The sequence below is a fragment of the Paraburkholderia aromaticivorans genome (genome assembly GCF_012689525.1).
GTDB classification, from domain to species: Bacteria; Pseudomonadota; Gammaproteobacteria; order Burkholderiales; family Burkholderiaceae; genus Paraburkholderia; species Paraburkholderia aromaticivorans_A.
The window spans coordinates 1,634,692-1,656,459 of sequence record NZ_CP051515.1 but is presented as its reverse complement, the minus strand read 5'-3'; the positions used below and the strand labels follow the sequence as shown (position 1 = coordinate 1,656,459).

The window sequence follows — 21,768 nt, the reverse complement described above, 5'->3', positions numbered from 1 at the left end:
TCTCCATTTACATGCAAAATTGCATGCAATATTACACAGTAAAAGCACGAGTCAATAAACTATCCATACGGGGTCGCGCGTTATTTTTGCGCGCCCGATTTTCGGCTCAATTAGCACTTAAACTGTGCAGCCCTCCTCCTCGTGGTGAATCGATGAAGAAGAAAATTGCGCGTACCAAGGGGCAAGCCGTCGCGCGCGCCATTCTCGACATGGACTGGCAGTGGTCCGCGCATTTCGGCGATCTCGGCCTGAACGACCTGAACTACAGCGATCTGTTCTGCCGCATGTGGGTGGATCAGGACGACTACTTCGCCAAGACCGCGCTCTACGAATTCATGCCGGGCGTGAGCCGCCGCACCGCCGTGCGGTACGTACAGGAGTTGATCGACAGCGGCTGGCTGCTGGAGACGAGTTCCGCCGAGGATCGCCGCATCAAGCAGGTGAGCCTCGCAGCGTCGATCGAGGAGCGTCTGGAGCAGTTTCTTGCCTATGTGCATCAACGGTTCGCGGCGCTGGATTGACGGCGACTACGCGGCGCTCGCGTCGAAGCGTCCGTATGGCATGAGCAGTGAAACCCGCTGGCATATTTCTCGCTAGATAACTTGCCGAGAGGTGCGGCAGCGTCGCATCTTAGGGATGCTAGGGTTCCGGTTCGCGAGAATGTCTGGTCCGAGAGCAGCCCGGTGCGCCGGCCGGTTCGATTGTGAGTTTCATCGCAAGCACGAACCGCCAGCCCACTACACGGCGGGACAAAAGCCCGGGAGATTGGCGATAGCAATGTCTATCGTGCCTCTCCGTGGCCGGTGTTTGTCTCCCGCAGTTTCCGCGCGTTGTGGTTCTCTCGCGGGTACCGGTCATGTTGTTTCATCGCGCAGTCGCCGCGCGATCCAACTCAACAATCGCAATTGACCGGTCTCCTGGAGAAAACGATGAAACGTTTCGCATCCGTTCGTAGGTCCCCTGCTTTCCTTACCTCGCCTGCCCGCCTCGCCTCGTCCCTGCGCGTGCGCGGCGCGCTCGCGGCGGCAGCCGCCGTCCTTACAATCGGTCTTGCCGCGGGTCCTGCCGCCAGCCCGGCGCAGGCTGCGGCCGCGCCGCTCGCCATCGGCTATAGCGACTGGCCCGGCTTCGTCGCTTTCCAGATCGCCATCGAGAAGGGCTGGTTCAAGGAAGCCGGCGTGGACGTCAACTTCCAATGGTTCGACTACTCCGCGTCGCTCGATGCGTTTTCCGCCGGCAAACTCGACGCGGTCGGCGCGACCAACGGCGACGCGCTCGTGACGGGCGCAAGCGGCGCGAAGAACGTGATGATCCTGCTCACCGACTACTCCAGCGGCAACGACATGATCGTCGCCAAGCCGCCGGTACGCACGGTGGAAGGATTGAAGGGCAAGAAGGTCGGCGTCGAAATGGGCCTCGTCGATCACCTGCTGCTCGACACGGCGCTCGAAAAACATGCGCTGAAGGAATCGGACCTCACGCTCGTCAATGCGAAGACCAACGAGTTGCCGCAGGTGCTCGCCTCGTCCGGCGACGTCGCCGCGGTCGGCGCCTGGCAACCAAACGCGGGCGAAGCGCTCAAGCGCGTGCCGGGCTCGCGGCCGATCTTCACCTCCGCCGACGCCCCCGGTCTGATCTACGACGCGATCACGGTCAATCCCGTCAGCCTGCAATCGCGCAAGGCCGATTGGGCCAAGGTGATCAAGGTCTGGTATCGCTGCGTGGCCTATATCAACGATCCGAAGACGCAGCCGGACGCCGTCAAGATCATGTCGGCGCGGGTCGGTCTCACGCCGGCGCAGTACCTGCCCTTGCTGAAAGGCACGCACCTGCTCGACGCCGCGGCCGCGAAAAAGGCCTTCACCAAGGGTGACGGACTGGACTCCGTGTACGGTTCGAGCGTGAACGCCGACAAGTTCAACGTGCGCAACGCCGTGTACAAACAGTCGCAGAACGTGAGCGCCTATATCGATCCGGCGCTTGCCAACGCGCAGTAAGCGGCCCGCAAGGCGCCGTAATCGCAACCGCTAAACAGCCCGCGGACCCGAAACTGTTATTCTTGCGTCTCTCCCGACCGTCAACTGGTCGCCTGCCGCCTTCGGGCGGCACTCCAAGCGGCGCTTTGCGCCCGACTTCCGAGAGACAGGAATTTGCATGTTCGGTTTTCTGCGCGGCTATTTTTCCAACGACCTGGCCATCGACCTCGGCACGTCGAACACCCTGATTTACATGCGCGGCAAGGGCATCGTGCTGGACGAACCCTCGGTGGTCTCGATTCGCCAGGAAGGCGGTCCGAACGGCAAGAAGATCATTCTGGCCGTCGGCAAGGAAGCAAAACAGATGCTCGGCAAGGTGCCGGGCAACATCGAGGCGATCCGCCCGATGAAGGACGGCGTGATCGCCGACTTCAACATCACCCAGCAGATGATCAAGCGCTTCATCCAGATGGCGCACGAGTCGCGTATGTTCGCGCCGTCGCCGCGCATCATCATCTGCGTGCCGTGCGGGTCCACTCAGGTGGAGCGGCGCGCGATCAAGGAGGCCGCGCACAGTGCGGGCGCCTCGCAGGTCTATCTGATCGAGGAGCCGATGGCCGCGGCCACTGGCGCGGGCCTGCCGGTCTCGGACCCGACCGGTTCGATGGTGGTCGATATCGGCGGCGGCACCACGGAAGTGGGCGTGATCTCGCTCGGCGGCATCGTCTATAAAGGCTCGGTGCGCGTGGGCGGCGACAAGTTCGACGACGCGATCGTCAACTACATTCGCCGCAACTACGGCATGCTGATCGGCGAGCAAACGGCCGAAGCGATCAAGAAGGAAATCGGCTCCGCGTTTCCGGGCTCCGAGGTCAAGGAGATGGAAGTCAAGGGCCGCAATATGTCCGAAGGCATTCCGCGCAGTTTCACGGTGTCCAGCAACGAAATTCTCGAAGCGCTGACCGATCCGCTGAACCAGATCGTCTCGGCCGTAAAGATCGCGCTGGAACAGACGCCGCCGGAACTGGGCGCGGACATCGCCGAGCGCGGCATCATGCTCGCGGGCGGTGGCGCATTACTACGCGATCTGGACCGCCTGCTCGCCGAGGAAACCGGCTTGCCGGTGTTCGTCGCCGAAGCGCCGCTCACTTGCGTGGTGCGTGGCTCGGGTATGGCGCTCGAACGCATCGACAAGTTCGGCGGAGCGTTTTCTTACGAGTGAGCTTGTTACGCGTCGGTACGCTTAAACCGCTTACGACACGAACGGCAGTTTGCTATCGCGCGCGGCGGCGAGCATCGACAGCGTGATCTTGCGCACTTCCAGCTTGCTCTGCGTGATATGCGCGCGCAGCAGAATGATCGCTTCGGTCAGGCGGTTGCGTTCGATCAGGTTGAGCATGGTGGAATGCTCGTCGTAAGTCGCGCTGGTGCGGTGCGGCTTCAGAAAATCGAGCCGCCGCACGATGCGGATGCGCTCGGTCACTTCGTTATGCACGCGCAGCATTTCCGCGTTGCCGGTGGCGGCGACGAGTTGCCGGTGAAAGTTTTCGTCCATGCCGAACATTTTCACCGGATCGCTCTCGCGCAACTCGGGCGCGACGCACCAGATCGCCTTCAATGCCTCGACGGCCGCATGCGCGGTATCGCCGCCCGCGCCGACCCGCTCCACCGCCGCGACTTCCAGCACGATGCGCAAATCGTAGAGCTGATCGAGCTGGTCGAAGTTGATCGGCGACACTTTCCAGCCGCGCCGGAATCCGACTTCCAGGTAGCCTTCGCGTTGCAGACGAAACAGGCCGTCGCGCATCGGCGTGCGTGACACGCCATAGTGTTGCGCAATGCCGTTCTCCGAAAAACGGTCACCGGGAAACAGGCGAAAACTGAAGATATCGGTCTTGAGTTGCTGATACACCTGCTCGGCAAGCGGGTTGGCCGCAGCCGGCGCGGCAGGCGTCTCCAGCAGATTCGTCGGGTCGTCGTTCATGATGCCAAGGTCCCTTTTTTCTTATTATCGGCGTTTCATGGGCTGGCCGGAGAATTGATCAGGCTCACGTGCGCAGCGACGATTTTCCAGCCATCGTCGGGACTGAGCCGCGCCCACGTTTGCATCTGCCGGCCGAGCAAGGGCGTGGCGTCGCTGGTGAATTCGGTGCTGACGGTGGCGAAGTCGGTGCCGAACGTCGTCACCACGGTTCGATGCAGCTTGCGCGATTTCGGCACCGGCTCGCAGCGTTCGCGCCACGCGCGGATCGCCTCGCCACCATGCTGGATTTCGGCGATGCCGTAGCGCACCGTTTCCGTCGTGTGCCAGAACAGCGCGTTCATTGCCGCGACGTCGTTGTCGACCAGCGCGCGCTCGTATTCGATGAACGCCGCGTGGACCTGTGCCACGATTTCGGGCTGATTTACTTCCATGCTTGGGTCGTCTCGTCGATTTCGATCAACGAAGAAAGTGGCGCGGTCCAGCCGACAATGCCGCCTTGCGAGCGCACCATGTCGAGCGTGGCCTGTTTGAACGCGGGGAAATAGCTCGCGGTGGCATCCTCGATCAGCAGGCTGTCATAGCCGCGGTCGTTGGCTTCGCGCATCGAGGTTTGCACGCACACTTCGGTGGTCACGCCGGCAAACACCAGATGCGTGACGCCACGTATCGCGAGTTCCTCGCCGAGACGGGTCGCATAGAACGCGCCTTTGCCGGGTTTGTCGATCACGAGTTCGCCGGCCAGCGGCGCGAGCGGTTCGATGATCGCATTGCCGGGCTCGCCGCGAACCAGGATGCGGCCCATCGGCCCGGCGTCGCCGATGCGCGCATTCGGCGCACCGCGCAGGCGTTTGGCCGGCGGGCAGTCGGACAGATCCGCCGCGTGCGATTCACGCGTATGCACGACGAACCAGTGGTGCTTGCGCGCGAAGGCCAGCAACGCGGCTACCGTCGGCACGATGTCCGCGAGCAGCGAGACGTCGTTGCCGAGCGATTCGCCGAAGCCGCCCGGCTCGATGAAATCGCGCTGCATGTCGATCACGACCAAGGCGGTCTTTGCGGAGTCGAAGCTGAATGGGCCAGGCTGGGCGTCGATGGTCTGTATGTGGGTCGATGTCATCCGATGGCTTCCCTGAGTTTTTCGGCCGGCGCGGCGGGTTGCATCGGCGTGTCGCCGTGGCCGGCCATATGCTGGCCGAGCACGGTGCGATCCGCGCGAGCCGCCGGTGTTTCGAACACCAGTTCGCCCTCGGCGATCACCATGATCCGGTCCGCGAGTTCGAGCAGTTCGTCGAGGTCTTCGCTGACCAGCAGCACCGCCGCGCCCGCGTCGCGCGCGGCCATCAGACGCGCATGGATATCGGCCACCGACGCGAAGTCGAGCCCGAACACGGGATTGGCGACGATCAACACATCCACCGGCTGCCCGAGTTCGCGCGCGAGCACGGCGCGTTGCACATTGCCGCCCGACAGCGTGCCGATCGCGCGTTCGGGTACCGGCGGCCGCACATTGAATTCGCCGATCAACTGCGCGGCGCGCTCGCGCATGGCGCGGCGATCGAGCCACCAGCCGCCGCGCCGCAACGGCTCGCGATCGAAGTCGCGCAGCGCGAGATTCTGCGCCACGCTCATGGCGCCGACGCAGGCGTTTTTCAGCGGCTCTTCGGGGATCGCGAAGACCCGCCGTTGCGTCATCTGCTCGCGCGTCGCGTGGTATGGCTTGCCGGCCACCTGCATGTCGCCGGTCTTCACGCGGCGCTGGCCGACCAGCGCTTCCACCAGTTCCTTCTGGCCGTTGCCGGAAACGCCCGCGAGCCCGAGAATTTCGCCCGCGCGCACGGACAGCGTCGCGTGCTTCACTGCTGTGTGGCCGCGATCGTCTTCCACGGATACGTCGTGCAGCGCGAGACGCACTTGAGCTGATTCGTCGAGCGGTTTGCGCTGAACACGCGCTTCCGTCACGGCAGCCATGACAGGTGTGTCCTTCGTTGCCACCGTGCCCATCATCCACGCGGCGAGTTCGTCGCGGCTGGTGTTCGCCACCGCACTGGTGCCGACCTGGCGTCCCTTGCGCAACACGGTGACGTCGTCCGCGTAGGCCATCACTTCGCGGAACTTGTGCGTGATCATCAGCACGGTCAGTTCGCCGCGCGTGGTCAGGTCGCGCATCAGGCCGAGTACTTCGTCGGCTTCCTGCGGCGTCAGCACGGACGTTGGTTCGTCGAGGATCAGGAAACGCTGCTGCAGATAAAGCTGCTTGAGGATTTCGAGCTTCTGCTTTTCACCCGCGGCGAGCGACGCAACCGGCGCATCGAGCGACAAGCGGAACGGCATGCGCTGCATGAATGCGATGAGCGCGGCGCGCTCCGCTTTCCAGTCGATTTTCCACGGCATCTGCCCGCGCGCGAGCAGCAGGTTTTCTTCGACGGAGAGGCCCGAGGCCAGCGTGAAATGCTGATACACCATGCCGATGCCGAGCGCCTGCGCGTCGCGCGGCGAGTGGATGAGCACTTCGCGGCCGTCGGCGGCGATCTGTCCGTCGTCGAGCACGCCGTAGCCGACCAGGCCCTTCACGAGCGTACTCTTGCCCGCGCCGTTCTCGCCGAGCAACGCGTGAATCGTGCCGGCCTTGACCTTGATCGAGACGCCGTCCAGCGCGCGAAACGCGCCAAACGACTTGCTCGCATTCAGCACTTCAACACCGAGAGCTTGCCGTACGGTCGACATGATCATCCACCTAGCGTTTGCAACAGCGCGCCGGAGTCCGACACCGCGCCGAACACGCCGCCTTGCATCGTGATCATGTGCAAGGCGGCGTCGTGATTGGTTTTGTCGGTGGCGCCGCAGCAGTCGGCCAGCACCGTGCATTCGAAACCGCGGTCGTTGGCTTCGCGTAGGGTCGTGTGCACGCAGACATCGGTCGTGATGCCGGTCAGAATCAGATTCTCAATGCCGCGAGTGCGCAGAATCAGTTCAAGATCGGTCGCGCAGAACGAGCCTTTACCCGGCTTGTCGATGACGATCTCGCCCGCGAGCGGCTTCAGTTCGTCGATGATGTCCCAGCCCGGTTCGCCCCGCACGAGGATCTTGCCGCACGGGCCGTCGTCGCCGATACCTACACCGTTGGTGCCCGCGCGACGGCTGCGCCAGCGCTTGTTGGCGGGCAGATCGGAGAGATCCGGACGATGGCCTTCGCGCGTGTGAATGATCGTGAAGCCCTGCTCGCGCATCGTTTTCAGCACGTGTCGGATCGGCTCGATCGGCGCGCGCGTGAGCGAGAGGTCGTAGCCCATCTTGTCGACATAGCCGCCGTGGCCGCAGAAATCCGTCTGCATGTCGATGATCACGAGCGCGGTGTTGTCCGGGCGCAGGTCGCCGTCGTAGGGCCACGGGTAGGGTCTCGCTTCGATGAATCGGGTCATGGTCGGAATATCCTGGGTTGGGTTCATGAAAATCAGCAGAGTCTGGATGGGCGCGAACATCTCAGCGAGTCAGGCTCAGCTCGCCTGGCGCGCCCGCCAGCGTGCGATCCGGACGGCAATTGATGATCATGATCACGAGCGTCAGCACATACGGCGCGGCGTTGTAGAGGTAGTAGCCGCTCGTCACGCCGATCGCCTGCAACGCCGGACCGAGCGCGCCTGCAGCGCCGAACAGCAACGCGGCCCACAAACAGCGCAACGGCTGCCAGCGCGCGAAGATCACCAGCGCGACCGCCATCAGCCCCTGGCCGCTGGAAAGCCCTTCGTTCCAGCTTCCCGGATACACCAGCGACAGATACGCGCCGCCGACGCCCGCGAACACGCCGCCCACTGCCGTCGCGGCGATGCGAACGCGCGTGAGCGGATAGCCCATCGCACGCGCCGTTTCCGCGTGATCGCCGACGAGCCGCAGCACCATGCCCCAGCGCGTATTGCGCAAGCCCCATTGCAAAACGAAGGCGAGCGCCACGCCGATCACGAACAGCAGATTCAGATGCAGCGCGTTATGCAGTTGCGGCGACGAAGTCCATGCGCCGAGGTCGATGAACGGCAGCATCGGCGCTTGCGGTTCGATAAAAGGTTTGCCGAGATAGAACGCGAGTCCGGTGCCGAGCAGCATCAACGCAATGCCGAAGGCGATGTCCGACACGCGTGGCAACGAGCACACAAGACCGTGCAGACAGCCGAGCAGCAAGCCGACCGCGCCGGCGGCGAGCAAGCCGATCCACGGCGAGCCGCTCAAAAAGGCGCCCGCATAACCGCTCATCGCGCCGGACACGAGAATGCCTTCCAGCCCGAGATTCACGCGTCCGCCCTTCTCGGTCAGACACTCGCCGAGACTGACGAACAGATAAGGCGTGCTGACGCGGATCGCTCCGGCGAACAGCGACAGCAACAAAATGACGATGGGCGAGTGCATATCAGGCATGGGTCTGCTCCAGTTGCACGGGGAGATCGGTCTGCGCGGCGGCCTGCAATTTCACGCGCCATGCGGCGATGCGGCCGCCGAGCGCTTCCCAGGCGAGCAGGTTGGCGAACAGCAGCCCTTGCAGGACGAGCGTGGTGGCGTCGGGCAGATCGAGGCGCCGTTGCAGCAGACTGCCGCTCGCCTCGATGCCGCCGATCATCAGCGCGCACGCGATGATCGCGAGCGGATTCTGGCGCGCGGCGAAGGCAACGAGAATGCCCGCGTAACCGTAGCCCGCGAGCAGCGACGCGTTCGCGCTGCCCTGCACCGCCGCAACTTCGAACATGCCGCCGAGGCCGGCCGCGGCGCCGCCCAGCACGCAGGCGGTCAGCGCAAGCGCATTGACCGGCAAGCCGACCAGACGCGCGGCGCGATTGCTGCCGCCCACTACGCGCATGGCAAAGCCCTTGGTGCTGAACTTCACGAACACCCATGCCGCGATGCACGCGACGACGCCCCAGACCAATCCCCAATGCGTGTCGAGGCCGGGGATCGAGCCGATCATCATTGCGTCGGGTATTGGCAGCGTCGACGGTTTGTTCAAGCTCGCGGGATCGCGCAGCGGCCCTTCTACCAGATGCTTGAACACGGCGATCGCGATATACGACATCAACAGGCTGCTGATGGTCTCGTTGACGCCACGCCATTGCCGCAACGCGCCGACCGCGCCGATCCAGACGCCACCGGCGAGCATGCCGGCGAGCGCCATCAACGGTGTGGCGATAAGCCAGGGCGTGTTATGCGGCAACATCTGCGGGACGATGGCGGCGCACATGCCGCCCAGCGCAAGCGCGCCCTCGCCGCCGATCACGATCAACCCGACCTGTGCTGGCAATGCCACACACAAGGCTGTGAGCATCAGCGGCGCGGCGCGCAGTAAGGTGCTTTGCCAGGCGAACGACGAGCCGAACGCGCCCTGGAAAATCAGCGCGATCGCGTCGGGCGCCGGTTGTCCCTGCACCAGCAGAAACAGCGAGAACAGCAGCAAGGTGCCGAGCACCGCCAGCACGGTCGGCAGCGCGGGCAGGAGCGAGAGCATCACTCTCGCGGCAGAGGCATTGGGGCGCATCACGGCTCCTTGATCCACGCAAATTCGTCACGCAAACTCGCCACACAAACATCGTCAAGCCAACATCGCCGTCATCAGATCTGGCCGACGACGCCCGCGACCAGATAGTTCATGCTTTCGAGCGTGTAGTCGGTCTGGTTGTGGCTCGCGCCCGAGGCGATCGCCGTGCCGCCCTTGTTGTCCTTCATCGGGCCTTTGAAGATCACGAAGTTGCCGGCCACCATGCTGCTTCTGATCGAGTCGGCGTTCTGCTTCGCGGCGGCCGTGACCTTCGCGCCGTACGGCGACATCTTCACGAAGCCTTCTTTCAGGCCGCCGCGCAGCACGTTGGGTTGCGGCGTGCCGGCTTGCGCGCCCGTCACCAGTTGCTTGTACGGCGTCGCCCAATCCCATTCCGCGCCGGTCAGATAACCCTTGGGCGCGAGCGCGGCCTGGCTCGCGTGATAGCCGCAACTCATCGCGCCGCGTTTTTCCGCTGTCTCGACCACGACCTTCGGACCGTCGACGTGACAGGTCAGCACGTCGCACCCTTGATCGACGAGGCTGTTGGTGGCTTCGGCTTCCTTCACCGGCATCGACCAGTCGCCGGTGAAAATCACCTGCGTGGTGATCGACGGATCGACCGACTGCGCGCCGAGCGTGAACGAATTGATGTTGCGCAGCACCTGCGGAATGGGCTTGGCCGCGACGAAGCCGAGTTTCTTGCTCTTCGTCATATGGCCGGCGACCACGCCGTTCAGGTACTGGCATTCGTCGATATAGCCGAAATAGCTGGTGATGTTCGACGGGTTGCCCTGCTTCCACAAGCCACCGCAATGGGCGAATCGCACCTTCGGATACTTCGCCGCCATCTTCAGCACGTGCGGGTCGAAGTAGCCGAACGAGGTCGCGAAGATGAGCGTCGCGCCGTCCTGTTCGATCATCGCTTCCATGGTCTTCTGCACGGCGATGGTTTCGGGCACGTTCTCTTCTTCCACTACTTTCACGTCGGGCATTTTCTTGATCACCGCGGCGGCTTGTGCCTGCGCCTGGTTGTAGCCGTAGTCGCCGCGCGCGCCGACGTAGATCACGCCGACGGTGGTCTTCGGCGCGGCGAACACCGACTGGATGGGCAGAATATTGCCGAGCGTCAACAGGCTGGCGCTCTTGATGAAATTGCGGCGGCTGGTCATGGTGTCCAATTCCTGATCGAAGGTTAAAGAGCGTTGGCCTGGGTATCGGCTTGCGGGTTGGCCTTGAGGCTGGCGAGATACGCGAGCCAGCCGCCGAACGACGTGATGTCGAGCGCGCCGCTGTCCTCGCTTACCGCCGACGGCTCGCAGATGAAGCCCTTCACGCTGTGGCCGTCGGCGAGTTGCAACGTGCCGATGCCGAGCGGCGCGGGCACGTCGGCGACGAATTGGCCGAAGCTGCGCAGCGGCACTTCCCAGAGTTCGATGGCGATCGGCTGGCCTTGCTGTTGCGTTGAACGCACGAGGCCGGGCTTCGGCGGCTGGGTGTTGGCGAGCGCGTAGAGCTGGTAGCCGGGTGCCGTGTGCGTCGCTTTCACGAAACGCGCGCCGGCTTCCTGGAGTTGCCAGTTCAACGGCTGGCCACGCAGATGCGCGCCAACCACCGCGAGGGTGACGGTGGGCTCCTGGAACGGCAGCGGCTGGATGAGCGTGGCCGTTGTTGTTGATGCCTCGACGATTTCGGTGGTGTCCGCGAACAACGCCTGAATCCGCGCGCCCAGTTCGGCGAGACGGCGGTCGGCGCCGCTCGGTGCGATCAGCGTGACGCCGGCGGGCAAACCGTCGCTGCGCCGCTGACACGGCACGGCCAGCGCGCAGAGATCGAGCAGGTTGACGAAGTTGGTGTAATAGCCAAGCTGGCTGTTCAATTCGACGGGATTGGCCTGCACGTCGGCGATCAGCGGATGCGTCGGCGTGGTGGGCACGATCAGGATGTCGATGGTTTCGAACAGCGCTTCGGCGTGCCGCTTCAGATCGGCTAGCGCGTACTGGCCGTTGAAGGCATCGGCGGCGCTGAACTGCTCGGCCTTGCCGATCACTTTGGCCACGACCGCATCGATCGCTTCGTGATGGGTTTCGAAGAACGTGCCGAGCGCCGCGCGCCGCTCCGCGACCCAGGGGCCGTCGTAGAGCAAGGCGGAGACCGCTTTGAGCGGCTCGAAGTCGATCGCTTGCGTTGGCAGATGGATCTGCGTCGTGAGCGTGTCGAATGCGGTTGAAAACGCCAGGCTCGCGATAGCGTCGCCGTAAAACTCCAATCGCTCCGGCACGCCGATGCGCGGAGCCGAACGCAGCAGGCCAAGGCTCGGCACCTTGCGCGAGTAGCCGTCGAGCGAGTCGAAGCAGGCGATTTCGCTGAGCACGCGCCAGGCATCGTCGACGTCGTGGGCGAACACCGAGATCGTATCGAGGCTTCGGCACGCGGGCACCACGCCACGTTTGCTGACCAGTCCCAGCGAAGGTTTCAGACCGGCCAGCCCATTGAATCCGGCCGGCACACGGCCGGAACCCGCGGTGTCGGTGCCGAGCGAAAACGCCACGCAACCCGTCGCCACCGCGACCGCCGAGCCCGAACTCGAACCACCCGACACGCGCAGCGGCGACTCGCTGTGCCGCACGGCGCCAAACGGCGAACGTGTACCGACGAGGCCGGTGGCGAACTGATCGAGATTGGTCTTGCCGATCAGGATGGCGCCGGCATCGATGAGCCGCTGCACGGCGAACGCCGACGTGTCCGGCGTGTAAGCGAAGGAGTCGCAAGCGGCCGTAGTCGGCAAGCCGGCGACGTCGATATTGTCCTTGACGGCGAACGGCACGCCGAAGAGCGGCATCTGTTCGAATACGGCGCTACCCTGCGCGTCGTATAACGCTGCGAGCGCTTGCGCGCGTGCCTGCACGTCGGCTGCCGGCACGCGCAGAATCCAGACTTCCGGCCGCTCGATCTTGTCGATTCGCGCCAGCGCCGACGACACGGCTTCGGTCGGCGTCAGGCTCCCTGCAGCGTATGCCGCGAGCAGACCTTTGACCGTCATGGGTGAAGAAATAGGCACCTGTTTTTCCTTGAGTTCAATCTTGAATACAAGTTTGGACTCAACTTAGCAGGAGCTATGCCAAGTGCTTGTTTAGCCGCGATAAACTGCTTCAAACCCTTGCCGGGCGGGGCTCTTCCATCCGATCGGCCGCGCGCGAAGCGCTGCTGAAAACACCCCGCCCGAACCGCCGATGGTGCAGCGCTCACCAACTCGGGGCTCACGCGCCCTGGATTCGCGCCGACGCGCGCATCGGCAACGCGGGCTGCGATGCACCGGCCACCACGAACGCGCGCGCCATCTTGTGCGCCTCGTTTTGTGATCTTGCCGCTCACGCGTATGACCGAAACATTCGCGGCACGCGAGCGCAACGAACCCGACAACGCAACGCGGTTCGCCGCGCGGGCCGAATCGCCCGCCGCGCAGACATCGCGCGATATGTTCGACGTTAGCGAAGCGCGCTGGCCTACGTGCTACTCGACGGCTGATCACCCAAAAATTGGCGATCTATACTCCCGGCACCTTCCGGCGAACCCTCAGTAGCGGAGCCTCGATGCACAATCTGAAACCCGCCGGCACTCATGGCGGCATGGTCACCAGTCCGCATGCGTTAGCTAGCGAGGCCGGCCGCGATGTCCTGCGCGCGGGCGGCAATGCCATTGAAGCCGCCATCGCGATCGGCGCCGCGCTGTGCGTGACGTACCCGCATTTCACGGGCCTCGGCGGCGACGCCTTCTGGGTGATCGGCGACCGTGAAGGGACGTTGCGCACGTTATCGGGCATCGGCCAGGCCGCGGCGCAACTGCCGGAGTTCAACGGTGCGATTCCATTGCGCGGTCCGGCTTCTGCCATCACCACCGCCGCGACCGTTGATACATGGCATCAGGCTTACGAGATCAGTCAAAGCGTTTGGGGCGGCATGCAGTCGTGGTCGTCGCTGTTCGACCGTGCGCTCGAGTTTGCCGCCGACGGCTTTCCTGTCACGCCGTCGCAGCATTTCTGGCAAACCCTGCGCGCCGACGAATTGCAGGCGTTGCCCGGCTTCGCGGCGACCTTTGCGCCGCACGGCCCTATTCCCGCGATCGACGAGCGCTTCGTTCAGCCGGCGTTGGCAAAGAGCCTCGACCGTATTGCGCGTTTCGGCGCGCGTGAGTTCTACGAAGGCGACCTGGCTGAGCGGATCGCGGATGGTCTCCGGCAAGCCGGTTCGCCACTCAGTGCAAGCGACCTCGCCCGCACGCATGCGCGCAACGAAGCACCGCTGCGGGTCGCTTATCGCGGCGGCGAACTGGTGAGCTTGCAGCCGCCCACGCAAGGCGTGACGACCTTGCAGATCATGGGCATGCTGGAGCGTTTCGACCTCGGATCGATTCCGGAAGGCAGCGCCGATTACTATCACCTGCTCGTGGAAGCGGTCAAATGCGCGTTCGTGGATCGTGACCGCCTTGTCTCTGACCCGGAGTTCAACAGCGTGCCGGTTGATGAGATGCTCTCGCCCGCCACGCTCGATGCCCACGCCCGCTCGATCCATCTGCGTAAAGCGCGCGCGTGGCCGCACGTGTTTCGTCCGGGGGATACGGTGTTCATTGGCGCGACGGATCGCGAAGGCCGCAGCGTGAGCGTGCTGCAAACGGTCTACTTCGATTGGGGCAGCGGCGTGGTAGCGGGCGACACCGGCATCCTGTGGCACAACCGCGGCGCGTCGTTCAGCACGAACCCCGCGCATCACAATGCCGTGCAGCCGGGCAAGCGGCCGTTCCATACGCTCAATCCTGGCATGTATGTGAAGGACGGCCGCCCGCAGCTGCTGTTCGGCACGCAAGGCGCGGACGGTCAGCCGCAAACGCTCGCCGCGATTCTCACGCGGCTGATCGACTACGGCATGGATCCGCTGACCGCCCTCGCCCGTCCGCGTTTTCTGCTCGGCAAGACTTTCTCCGACACGCGCGACGCGTTGAAGCTCGAAGCCGACGCCGGCGCCGACGTGTTCGCGGCGCTCGCCGCGCGCGGACATGAAGTCAGCGCGATCGCGGCGCAGAGTCCGTTGGCCGGACATCCGGGCGTGATTCGCATCGAGGCGGACGGATCGGCCTCGGGCGCGCACGATCCTCGCAGCGACGGCCGGGCGCTCGCGGTGTGACGCGATGTGCGCCACATGTTTGCCGGATGTCAGCCGAGGTTGAAGCGGTCCCGCGTCGTCACATAGTCGCTCGCGCCGAAGCGGCCCACCGGGAAATAATGCTGTAGCCGAACACGCCACGTTTCCGTGTCGATCAACTCGTCCCGCGCGTGCAGCCGATGCACGCGTCCGATGAAAATCTGCCGGCTCGTCGTCTCCAACGTCTCCCATGTCGTGCACTCGAACGCGACCGGCGCTTCGGCGATGCGCGGCGGCTTGACGTGCGAACTCGGCACCGGCGTCAAGCCGACTTCGGCGAGTTCGCTCACGTTCGGCGGCAGTCTTGCTCCGCAGCGATGCATTTTGTCCGCGATGGCTTCGTCCGCGAGATGCACCACGAACTCGCCGGTGCGCACGATGTTCACCGCCGTATCCTTGAGCGTACCGTCGGCCACGCGGTTGACGCTGATCATCACGATCGGCGGCTCTTCGCCGAGCATGTTGAACATCGAGAACGGCGCCGCGTTGATCGTGCCGTCGGCGCCGAGCGTGGTGACGAGCGCGATCGGACGCGGCACGATCAGGCTCGCCATCAGCTTGTAACGCTGGTATTCGGTGATCGCTTCGAAATTGATTTCCATGTCGACGCCTGGTTGGGAGTGACTGATACGGTGATGCCGAGCAACTGGCCGAGGCTCTTTTCGCCGCGCATCCGCGAGATTTCGATCCGTTCTTCGAGGTCGCGCAGATGCGCTTCCATATGCGCCATCGCGCCTGCCGCATCGCGCGCCTCGATGCAATCGACGATCGCCGCGTGCTCCGCGTGTTCGCACGGCGCGTGCCCTGGCGGCTCGTACACGCCGACGATCAGCGAGCAGCGCGAGACCAGTTCCTTCAGATAGTTTTGCAGGATCGAATTGCCGGCCAGCGCAGCGATGCGCATATGAAAGCCGCTGGCGAGCGTCGCCCACGAAGGCTGGTCGAAGCGATGCATCGCTTCATGTTCGCTCGCGAGCTGTTGACGCAACGCCTTGATGTCCTTGGCGTTCGCGCGCTGCACGGCGAGTTCGACCAGCATCCGTTCGACGGAGCGGCGCGCTTCGAAGATCTCGCGCGTTTCCTCGGGCGTGGGTTCGGCGATCACCGCGCCCTTGTTCGGCCGCAACACGACGATGCCGTCATACGCGAGCTTTTCCAGCACGCGCCGCACCACCGCGCGGCCCACGCCGAACAACTGGCACAACTCGGGCTCCGGCAGCTTCGTGCCCGGCGTCAGACGATGATTCAGCACGCCGTCGAAAATCGACTGATAGATGCGTGCGTCGAGATCCGTGTCGTCTTTCAGGGGCTTTTTCGCGGTGGCCGCGCCGGCTTTCGCGTTCATGCGATGGCCGGGCGCACGATGCCGTCCCGCTCCAGCACGTCCATATGATTTGCAATGGCGCCCGGCGTGGTGAACCATACGTCGCCTCGGGCGCGCGCCGCGGCGATGTGCTCGAGTGCGCGGCGCAGATGCCGCAAGCGATACGGCTGCCCCACCAGATACGGATGCAAGGCGATGCCCATCACGAGCGCCTGCGGCTGCGCGCCGCGATTGGCCTGTTCGAGCATCTCGTCGAACTGGTCGACGATCATATCGGCGAAGGCGTGGCCATCCATCTGGCGGCCCACCATCATCGGCAGATCGTTGAGTTCCTGCGGATAGGGAATCGACCAGAGCGGCGCGCCGCGTGTGGCCATTCGCACGGGACGGTCGTCGTGACACCAGTTCAGCGTGTAGCGATAGCCGGTCTCGGCGAGTAAGTCGGGCGTGAGATGGGACTCGGAAATCCACGGCGACAGCCAGCCGTGCGGCGCTACGCCGGACACTTCAGCGATCCTTTCCCGGCAATGCAGAAGCAGTTCACGTTCGCCGGTTTCGTCGAGGTCGCTCTGACGGTGCGCGTTCGTATGGCCGTGGCCGATCAGTTCGTCACCGCGCGCCACGCAGGCCGCGATCAACTCCGGGCAATGATCGTAGAGCGCGGTGTTGATGAGCGTGCCCGCGGGCAACGCGAGTTGATCGAACAGTTCGATGCAGCGCCATGCACCGACGCGATTGCCGTACTCGCGCCAGCTATGGTTCAGCACATCCGGTTGCGGCGAGATCGGACCGAGCGCGGCGCCGAGCCCTTCACCAAAGGCAAAGTGTTCGATGTTGAAACCCAGATAGACCGCGAGCCCGCTGCCGCCGGGCCAGCGGTACGCGTCGCTGTCGGTGATCGGGCGGTACGCGAAGCGGCCATGCGTGGCAAGCAATTGACGCGCGCGATTCTCTGCGGCGGGCATGTTCCGTATGTCGTTCATTTGAAAAAGCCGTGGGTGAGAGAAAGCGCCGGGCCGCGTGAGCGCATGAACCGGAATGGCCAGTTCATGCCCCGCGACGGACCCGGCACGCACCGCGATCGCGCAAAAGAATCGTTGGAATCGCTAACGATCGACGCTGCGGATCGTTTGCAATATGCGAGCCAACTCGTAGACGTTAAGCACACCGGCGCGTCGGCAATCAATCGGGCATCGCGATGCAAACGATGGCACATGTCTTGCATTTGCCTGGTCTCGTTCAGGCGCCGCGTTGGTTTTCGTGCGCCCCGCTTTTTCGTCGTTCACGAGGACACCCCTTCATGATTCAGCCTGCTTCAACGGTGCTCGAAACCAAAGCCGCCGACATCGAACTGGTGCACGTGTCGAAGCAATATGGCGACTCGCTTGCCGTCGACGCGATCGATCTGCGCATCGCCGGCGGCCAGTACTGCTGCCTGCTCGGGCCGTCGGGATGCGGCAAGACCTCGACCTTGCGCATGATCGCCGGGCATGAATCGGTCACCGACGGTGACATTCTGATTGCCGGCCGCAACGTCACGCGCGCCGAACCCGCTGCTCGCGGCACGGCCATGGTGTTCCAGAACTACGCGCTGTTTCCGCATCTGAGTGCGCTCGACAACGTCGCCTTCAGCCTGAAGATGCGCGGCATCGCCAGAGACGTACGGCGCAAGCGCGCCGCCGAGCTGCTCGACCTGGTCGCCATGTCGGCGTACGCGGAACGCAAACCGGCTCAGCTATCCGGCGGCCAGCAGCAACGTGTCGCGCTCGCCCGCGCGTTACTGAATCAGCCGGGCTGCCTGTTGCTCGACGAACCGTTGTCCGCGCTCGACCCGTTCCTGCGTGTGCAGATGCGCGCGGAACTCAAGCGCTGGCAGAAAGAACTCGGCATCACTTTCGTGCACGTCACGCATTCGCAGGAAGAAGCGATGGCGCTGGCCGATCTCGTCGTGGTGATGAGCCATGGACGTATCGAGCAGAGCGGCACGCCGCATGAAGTCTTCAACCGTCCGCGCACTGAATTCGTCGCGCGCTTTCTCGGCGGTCACAACGTCTTCAATACCAATGGCCGGTCGTTTACCGTGCGCGCCGATCATCTGCGCGTCGTGCCGCATGGCATTACGCCCGTGCAGAACGCGAGCGGCGACAACGGCATGACGCGCATCGGCGGCGTGCCCTGCACGGTGCGTGAAGCCGAATATCAAGGCACGCATCTGCGCGTGACGCTCGATCCGCTCGACGGGTCGCCCGAACTCGTCTCGCTCGTCAGCGATAACGATTACGACCCGGCGCGGCTCGGTCCCGAGGCACGCGTGGTGGTCTGGTGGGAGGAGCAGGACGCGCATCCGCTCGCAGCCTGAGCGTCGAGCCTCGCGCATCGAACAAGCGCGAACGGAACGTATATCGAACGTCAATCGAACGTCAACTGAGGAGAAAGCAATGAGTGAAGCGAACGAAAGCCCGGCAGCGGCCGCAACCGATGTGAAGGAAAAAGGCCTGTCGCGCCGCACGTTCATCAAGGGCGCCGTGGCGGCGGCCGGCATTGCCGGTTTTCCGTACGTGCACGCGCAGGAAAAAATCACGTTGCGCTACCTCGGCACGGCGGTCAATCAGAGCGCCGACATCGCCAAGAAATTCAAGGAAGACACCGGCATCGAGATTCAATACGTGCCGGTGACCACCGACGACGTCGCCAAACGCATCATCACCCAGCCAAACTCGTTCGATATCGTCGACACGGAATATTTCGCGCTCAAGAAACTGATTCCGGCCGGCACGCTGGCCGGCATGGACGCGAAGCGCATCAAGCTCGCTGACAAGATCACGCCGGTGCTGACGCGCGGCGAAGTCAACGGCAAGAAGATCGGCGATCAAGGCACCGCGCCGAAGAAAGTGATGTTCCTCACCGGCCCGCGCTCCACGGAATTCTCTGCGACACCCACCGAGTGGATGACGCTCATTCCAACCACCTACAACGCGGATACGCTCGGCATTCGCCCTGACCTGATCAAACGGCCCATCGACAGTTGGGCGGAACTGCTCAATCCGCAGTTCAAGGGCAAGGCGGCGCTGTTGAACATTCCCGCGATCGGCATCATGGACTCGGCCATGGCGATCGAGGCGATGGGTCACATGAAATACGGCGACAAAGGCAACATGACCAAGGCCGAGATCGATCAAACCATCAAGATCCTGATCGAAGCAAAGCGTGCCGGCCAGTTCCGCGCGTTCTGGAAGGACTTCAACGAGAGCGTCAACCTGATGGCGTCGGGCGAAGTGGTGATCCAGTCGATGTGGTCGCCAGCGGTCACGAAAGTCCGCACCATGGGTGTCGCCTGCAAGTTCCAGCCACTCAAGGAAGGTTATCGCTCGTGGGCATCCGGCTTCGGTTTCCCGCGTTCGCTGCAAGGCAAGAAGCTCGACGCCGCCTATGAGTTCGTCAACTGGTTCCAGGACGGCTGGGCGGGTGCCTATCTGATGCGCCAGGGCTATTACTCGGGCGTGCTGGAGACCGCGAAAACGCACATGCAGCCGTACGAGTGGGACTACTGGATCGAAGGCAAGCCGGCCGCGCAGGATATCAAGGCGCCGGACGGCCAGTTGCTCGAAAAAACCGGCACCGTGCGCGACGGCGGCTCGTACAACCAGCGCATGGGCGCGATTGCCTGCTGGAACGCGGTGATGGACGAGAACATCTACATGGTCCAGAAGTGGAACGAGTTCATCGCGGCCTGATTGGCGCGCGGTTCGATATGACAGACGGCACGCAACACGCCGGCTGTCACCACCTGTCCGAATGAACGAATAGTCATTCCTTAGAAATACGCCCATGGCAACGATCGACCTTCCCTCGCACGCGCAGGACGAGCCTGTCAAACACCGCCGCGCGCCGGCCTGGTTGCAGGCGACACCGCTCTCGCTGACGTTCCTGCTGTTTTTCATCGTGCCGCTGGTCATCACGCTGATCGTCAGTTTCTGGGACTTCAACGAATACCAGATCATTCCCGCATTCACGCTGAAGAACTACGCGGCGATCTTCAACGGGTGTTCGTCGCTGACGGACGTTTGCGTCACCTTCAAGACGTACTGGTCGACGCTCAAGTTCTGCGCGATCGTGTGGGCGGTGACCCTACTGCTGGGGTTTTCGATCGCCTACTTCCTCGCGTTCCATGTGCGTACCACGAGCATGCAGACCGTGCTGTTCCTCGTCTGCACGATTCCGTTCTGGACCTCGAACGTGATCCGCATGATTTCGTGGATGCCGCTGCTCGGGCGCAACGGTCTCGTGAATCAGGCTTTGCTCGGCGCGCATCTGATTGACCAGCCGCTGGAATGGCTGCTGTATTCGAACTTTTCGGTGGTGCTCGCCTTCGTTCATCTCTACACGTTCTTCATGATCGTGCCGATCTTCAACGCGATGATGCGGATCGACCGCTCTCTCCTCGAAGCCGCGCGCGACGCCGGCGCAAGCGGCTGGCAAGTGGTGCGCGACGTGGTTCTGCCGCTGTCGAAAACCGGCATCGTGATCGGCTCGATCTTCGTCATCACGATCGTGATGGGCGATTTCCTGACCGTCGGCGTGATGGGCGGCCAGCAGATCGCGTCGGTGGGCAAGATCATTCAGGTGCAAACCGGCTACCTGCAATTTCCCGCCGCGGCGGCCAATGCGATCATGCTGCTGGCCGTGGTGCTGATGATCGTGTGGGGCTTGACGCGGGTCGTCGACATCCGCAAGGAGCTGTGAAGATGCAGGCCATTCGTCTTAAACATCGGGAACGCCGTCCGGCGAGTTTCTATTGGCTCGCGCTGCTGTTCGGCCTGTTCGTGCTGTTTCTCTATGGACCCGTGATCACGATTTTCATTCTGTCGTTCCAGGGTCCCGAGGGCGGCCTCACGTTTCCGATGCGCGGTGTGTCGCTACACTGGTTCGCCGTGCTGCGCGATGGCGTCGGCGATGTCGATATCTGGGCCGCGTTCGGGCGGTCCGTGCGGCTCGCGTTGGCGGTCACGGTGCTGACTGTGCTGTTTTCCGTCGCGGCGGGTCTCGCGTTTCGCAGAAAATTTCGCGGCGATACAGCGGTGTTTTATGTCTCCGTGGCCAGTCTGATCATGCCGTCGATTATCGTTTCGCTCGGCATCGGCTTGACGTTCCGTCTGCTGGATAACGGCGTGAAGTACTTCGCCACCGCGTGGGGTTATCAGTCTTTTGCCGACAGCTATACCACGTCGATGGGCTTGTTCACCTCGGCACTCGGTGCGCATCTGACGTGGACGCTGCCGTTCGGTTTGCTCGTCATGTTCGCGGTGTTCAACCGCTTCAATCCCGCTTACGAAGAAGCCTCGCGCGATCTGGGCGCGACGCCATGGCAGAGCTTCCGGCACGTGGTGCTGCCGATCATCGGTCCGTCGGTGGTGGGCGTCGCCATGTTCGGCTTCACGCTCTCATGGGACGAAATTGCCCGCACGTCGCAGGCGATCGGCGATCAGAACACCTTGCCGCTGGAGCTTCAGGGGCTCACCACGTCGGTGACCACACCGGTGATCTACGCGCTGGGCACCATGACGACGGTGTTGTCGCTGACCGTGATGGGCGTGTGTCTGCTCGCCGTGCGATTGCTGGCGCGCAGGCGTGCGGCGGCGGGACTGAAATAAGCCGCGCGTTTATCGCGGCGCGCCTCAAACCATTTCACTCCTGCTGCTAAGAATCGGCCAAATACTTCGTTGCTAGCACCCAGTCGCGTCCCTTACCGTTCTCTGATTGCGCCTCGCGCG

Annotated in this window: 20 protein-coding genes and 1 riboswitch; of the genes, 8 read left to right on the top strand and 12 right to left on the bottom strand. The window is 63.5% G+C overall.

The window, feature by feature from the left end:
- Positions 1-152 precede the first annotated feature (152 nt).
- From HF916_RS19345 to HF916_RS19335, 3 genes are all read left to right on the top strand, one after another.
- The gene (locus HF916_RS19345) at positions 153-521 is read left to right on the top strand and encodes a MarR family transcriptional regulator (protein WP_168790464.1); all 369 of its coding nucleotides are present in this window, start codon (positions 153-155) and stop codon (positions 519-521) included.
- 107 nt (positions 522-628) lie between these two features.
- Positions 629-766, top strand: a riboswitch (guanidine-I (ykkC/yxkD leader).
- 163 nt (positions 767-929) lie between these two features.
- Entirely contained in the window at positions 930-1,997 is a 1,068-nt protein-coding gene (locus HF916_RS19340) for an ABC transporter substrate-binding protein (RefSeq protein ID WP_168790463.1), read from the top strand.
- 157 nt (positions 1,998-2,154) lie between these two features.
- The gene (locus HF916_RS19335) at positions 2,155-3,198 is read left to right on the top strand and encodes a rod shape-determining protein (protein ID WP_168790462.1); all 1,044 of its coding nucleotides are present in this window, start codon (positions 2,155-2,157) and stop codon (positions 3,196-3,198) included.
- A gap of 30 nt (positions 3,199-3,228) precedes the next feature.
- Here the strand turns inward: HF916_RS19335 and HF916_RS19330 are convergent, their stop codons facing one another.
- The 9 genes from HF916_RS19330 to atzF form a co-directional block, all read right to left on the bottom strand.
- Complete coding sequence (locus tag HF916_RS19330; RefSeq protein ID WP_168790461.1) at positions 3,229-3,960, bottom strand: GntR family transcriptional regulator; 732 nt, start codon at positions 3,958-3,960, stop codon at positions 3,229-3,231.
- 35 nt (positions 3,961-3,995) lie between these two features.
- Positions 3,996-4,391, bottom strand: coding sequence for an oxalurate catabolism protein HpxZ (gene hpxZ, locus HF916_RS19325; protein WP_168790460.1), 396 nt, complete (start codon positions 4,389-4,391; stop codon positions 3,996-3,998).
- Positions 4,382-5,077, bottom strand: a complete 696-nt coding sequence (locus HF916_RS19320; RefSeq protein WP_168790459.1) for a cysteine hydrolase family protein — start codon at positions 5,075-5,077, stop codon at positions 4,382-4,384. Before HF916_RS19320 ends, hpxZ begins: the two co-directional genes overlap by 10 nt.
- Complete coding sequence (locus tag HF916_RS19315) at positions 5,074-6,684, bottom strand: ABC transporter ATP-binding protein (protein WP_206001914.1); 1,611 nt, start codon at positions 6,682-6,684, stop codon at positions 5,074-5,076. The genes HF916_RS19320 and HF916_RS19315 overlap by 4 nt, the downstream gene beginning before the upstream one ends.
- A 2-nt stretch (positions 6,685-6,686) precedes the next feature.
- A complete protein-coding gene (biuH, locus tag HF916_RS19310) occupies positions 6,687-7,379 on the bottom strand; it encodes a biuret amidohydrolase (protein WP_168790458.1) in 693 nt (230 codons plus the stop codon).
- 61 nt (positions 7,380-7,440) lie between these two features.
- Positions 7,441-8,367, bottom strand: coding sequence for an ABC transporter permease (locus HF916_RS19305; RefSeq protein WP_168790457.1), 927 nt, complete (start codon positions 8,365-8,367; stop codon positions 7,441-7,443).
- Positions 8,360-9,475, bottom strand: a complete 1,116-nt coding sequence (locus HF916_RS19300) for an ABC transporter permease (RefSeq protein WP_168790456.1) — start codon at positions 9,473-9,475, stop codon at positions 8,360-8,362. The genes HF916_RS19305 and HF916_RS19300 overlap by 8 nt, the downstream gene beginning before the upstream one ends.
- A gap of 74 nt (positions 9,476-9,549) precedes the next feature.
- Entirely contained in the window at positions 9,550-10,647 is a 1,098-nt protein-coding gene (locus tag HF916_RS19295) for a BMP family ABC transporter substrate-binding protein (protein ID WP_168790455.1), read from the bottom strand.
- Positions 10,648-10,670: 23 nt separating this feature from the next.
- Positions 10,671-12,518, bottom strand: coding sequence for an allophanate hydrolase (gene atzF, locus HF916_RS19290; protein WP_168792071.1), 1,848 nt, complete (start codon positions 12,516-12,518; stop codon positions 10,671-10,673).
- Positions 12,519-13,068: 550 nt separating this feature from the next.
- Between atzF and HF916_RS19285 the strand changes: the two genes are divergently transcribed.
- Positions 13,069-14,655, top strand: a complete 1,587-nt coding sequence (locus HF916_RS19285) for a gamma-glutamyltransferase family protein (protein ID WP_168790454.1) — start codon at positions 13,069-13,071, stop codon at positions 14,653-14,655.
- A gap of 29 nt (positions 14,656-14,684) precedes the next feature.
- Here HF916_RS19285 and HF916_RS19280 read toward each other — a convergent pair whose 3' ends face one another.
- From HF916_RS19280 to HF916_RS19270, 3 genes are read right to left on the bottom strand one after another with little or no spacing between them, the layout of a single operon-like run.
- Complete coding sequence (locus HF916_RS19280; RefSeq protein ID WP_168790453.1) at positions 14,685-15,275, bottom strand: flavin reductase family protein; 591 nt, start codon at positions 15,273-15,275, stop codon at positions 14,685-14,687.
- Positions 15,227-16,018 (bottom strand): GntR family transcriptional regulator, encoded by a 792-nt coding sequence (locus tag HF916_RS19275; RefSeq protein WP_168790452.1) that lies wholly within the window; start codon positions 16,016-16,018, stop codon positions 15,227-15,229. Before HF916_RS19275 ends, HF916_RS19280 begins: the two co-directional genes overlap by 49 nt.
- A complete protein-coding gene (locus HF916_RS19270) occupies positions 16,015-16,980 on the bottom strand; it encodes a polysaccharide deacetylase family protein (RefSeq protein WP_168790451.1) in 966 nt (321 codons plus the stop codon). Before HF916_RS19270 ends, HF916_RS19275 begins: the two co-directional genes overlap by 4 nt.
- 317 nt (positions 16,981-17,297) lie before the next feature.
- On the opposite strand from HF916_RS19270, the gene HF916_RS19265 reads away from it, so the two are divergent.
- The 4 genes from HF916_RS19265 (at position 17,298) to HF916_RS19250 (ending at position 21,648) form a co-directional block, all read left to right on the top strand.
- Positions 17,298-18,356: an ABC transporter ATP-binding protein gene (locus tag HF916_RS19265; RefSeq protein ID WP_168790450.1), complete on the top strand. Its 1,059-nt coding sequence runs from the start codon at positions 17,298-17,300 to the stop codon at positions 18,354-18,356.
- A 79-nt stretch (positions 18,357-18,435) separates the two neighbouring features.
- Positions 18,436-19,731, top strand: coding sequence for an ABC transporter substrate-binding protein (locus HF916_RS19260; RefSeq protein WP_168790449.1), 1,296 nt, complete (start codon positions 18,436-18,438; stop codon positions 19,729-19,731).
- 94 nt (positions 19,732-19,825) lie between these two features.
- Positions 19,826-20,740, top strand: coding sequence for an ABC transporter permease (locus HF916_RS19255; RefSeq protein WP_168790448.1), 915 nt, complete (start codon positions 19,826-19,828; stop codon positions 20,738-20,740).
- Between the two features lie 2 nt (positions 20,741-20,742).
- Positions 20,743-21,648 carry an ABC transporter permease gene (locus HF916_RS19250; RefSeq protein ID WP_168790447.1) on the top strand — a complete coding sequence of 302 codons (906 nt, stop codon included), beginning with the start codon at positions 20,743-20,745 and terminating at the stop codon, positions 21,646-21,648.
- Positions 21,649-21,768 lie beyond the last annotated feature (120 nt).

Bases quoted from the DNA above. Each gene is read 5' to 3' on its own strand.
- HF916_RS19330 (WP_168790461.1), bottom strand. From the start codon at position 3,960: ATGAACGACGACCCGACGAATCTGCTGGAGACGCCTGCCGCGCCGGCT.
- HF916_RS19335 (WP_168790462.1), top strand. From the start codon at position 2,155: ATGTTCGGTTTTCTGCGCGGCTATTTTTCCAACGACCTGGCCATCGAC.
- HF916_RS19250 (WP_168790447.1), top strand. From the start codon at position 20,743: ATGCAGGCCATTCGTCTTAAACATCGGGAACGCCGTCCGGCGAGTTTC.
- HF916_RS19260 (WP_168790449.1), top strand. From the start codon at position 18,436: ATGAGTGAAGCGAACGAAAGCCCGGCAGCGGCCGCAACCGATGTGAAG.
- HF916_RS19275 (WP_168790452.1), bottom strand. From the start codon at position 16,018: ATGAACGCGAAAGCCGGCGCGGCCACCGCGAAAAAGCCCCTGAAAGAC.
- HF916_RS19270 (WP_168790451.1), bottom strand. From the start codon at position 16,980: ATGAACGACATACGGAACATGCCCGCCGCAGAGAATCGCGCGCGTCAA.
- HF916_RS19295 (WP_168790455.1), bottom strand. From the start codon at position 10,647: ATGACCAGCCGCCGCAATTTCATCAAGAGCGCCAGCCTGTTGACGCTC.
- HF916_RS19340 (WP_168790463.1), top strand. From the start codon at position 930: ATGAAACGTTTCGCATCCGTTCGTAGGTCCCCTGCTTTCCTTACCTCG.
- atzF (WP_168792071.1), bottom strand. From the start codon at position 12,518: ATGACGGTCAAAGGTCTGCTCGCGGCATACGCTGCAGGGAGCCTGACG.
- HF916_RS19280 (WP_168790453.1), bottom strand. From the start codon at position 15,275: ATGGAAATCAATTTCGAAGCGATCACCGAATACCAGCGTTACAAGCTG.
- HF916_RS19265 (WP_168790450.1), top strand. From the start codon at position 17,298: ATGATTCAGCCTGCTTCAACGGTGCTCGAAACCAAAGCCGCCGACATC.
- HF916_RS19255 (WP_168790448.1), top strand. From the start codon at position 19,826: ATGGCAACGATCGACCTTCCCTCGCACGCGCAGGACGAGCCTGTCAAA.
- HF916_RS19305 (WP_168790457.1), bottom strand. From the start codon at position 8,367: ATGCCTGATATGCACTCGCCCATCGTCATTTTGTTGCTGTCGCTGTTC.
- HF916_RS19345 (WP_168790464.1), top strand. From the start codon at position 153: ATGAAGAAGAAAATTGCGCGTACCAAGGGGCAAGCCGTCGCGCGCGCC.
- HF916_RS19320 (WP_168790459.1), bottom strand. From the start codon at position 5,077: ATGACATCGACCCACATACAGACCATCGACGCCCAGCCTGGCCCATTC.
- HF916_RS19300 (WP_168790456.1), bottom strand. From the start codon at position 9,475: ATGCGCCCCAATGCCTCTGCCGCGAGAGTGATGCTCTCGCTCCTGCCC.
- biuH (WP_168790458.1), bottom strand. From the start codon at position 7,379: ATGACCCGATTCATCGAAGCGAGACCCTACCCGTGGCCCTACGACGGC.
- hpxZ (WP_168790460.1), bottom strand. From the start codon at position 4,391: ATGGAAGTAAATCAGCCCGAAATCGTGGCACAGGTCCACGCGGCGTTC.
- HF916_RS19285 (WP_168790454.1), top strand. From the start codon at position 13,069: ATGCACAATCTGAAACCCGCCGGCACTCATGGCGGCATGGTCACCAGT.
- HF916_RS19315 (WP_206001914.1), bottom strand. From the start codon at position 6,684: ATGTCGACCGTACGGCAAGCTCTCGGTGTTGAAGTGCTGAATGCGAGC.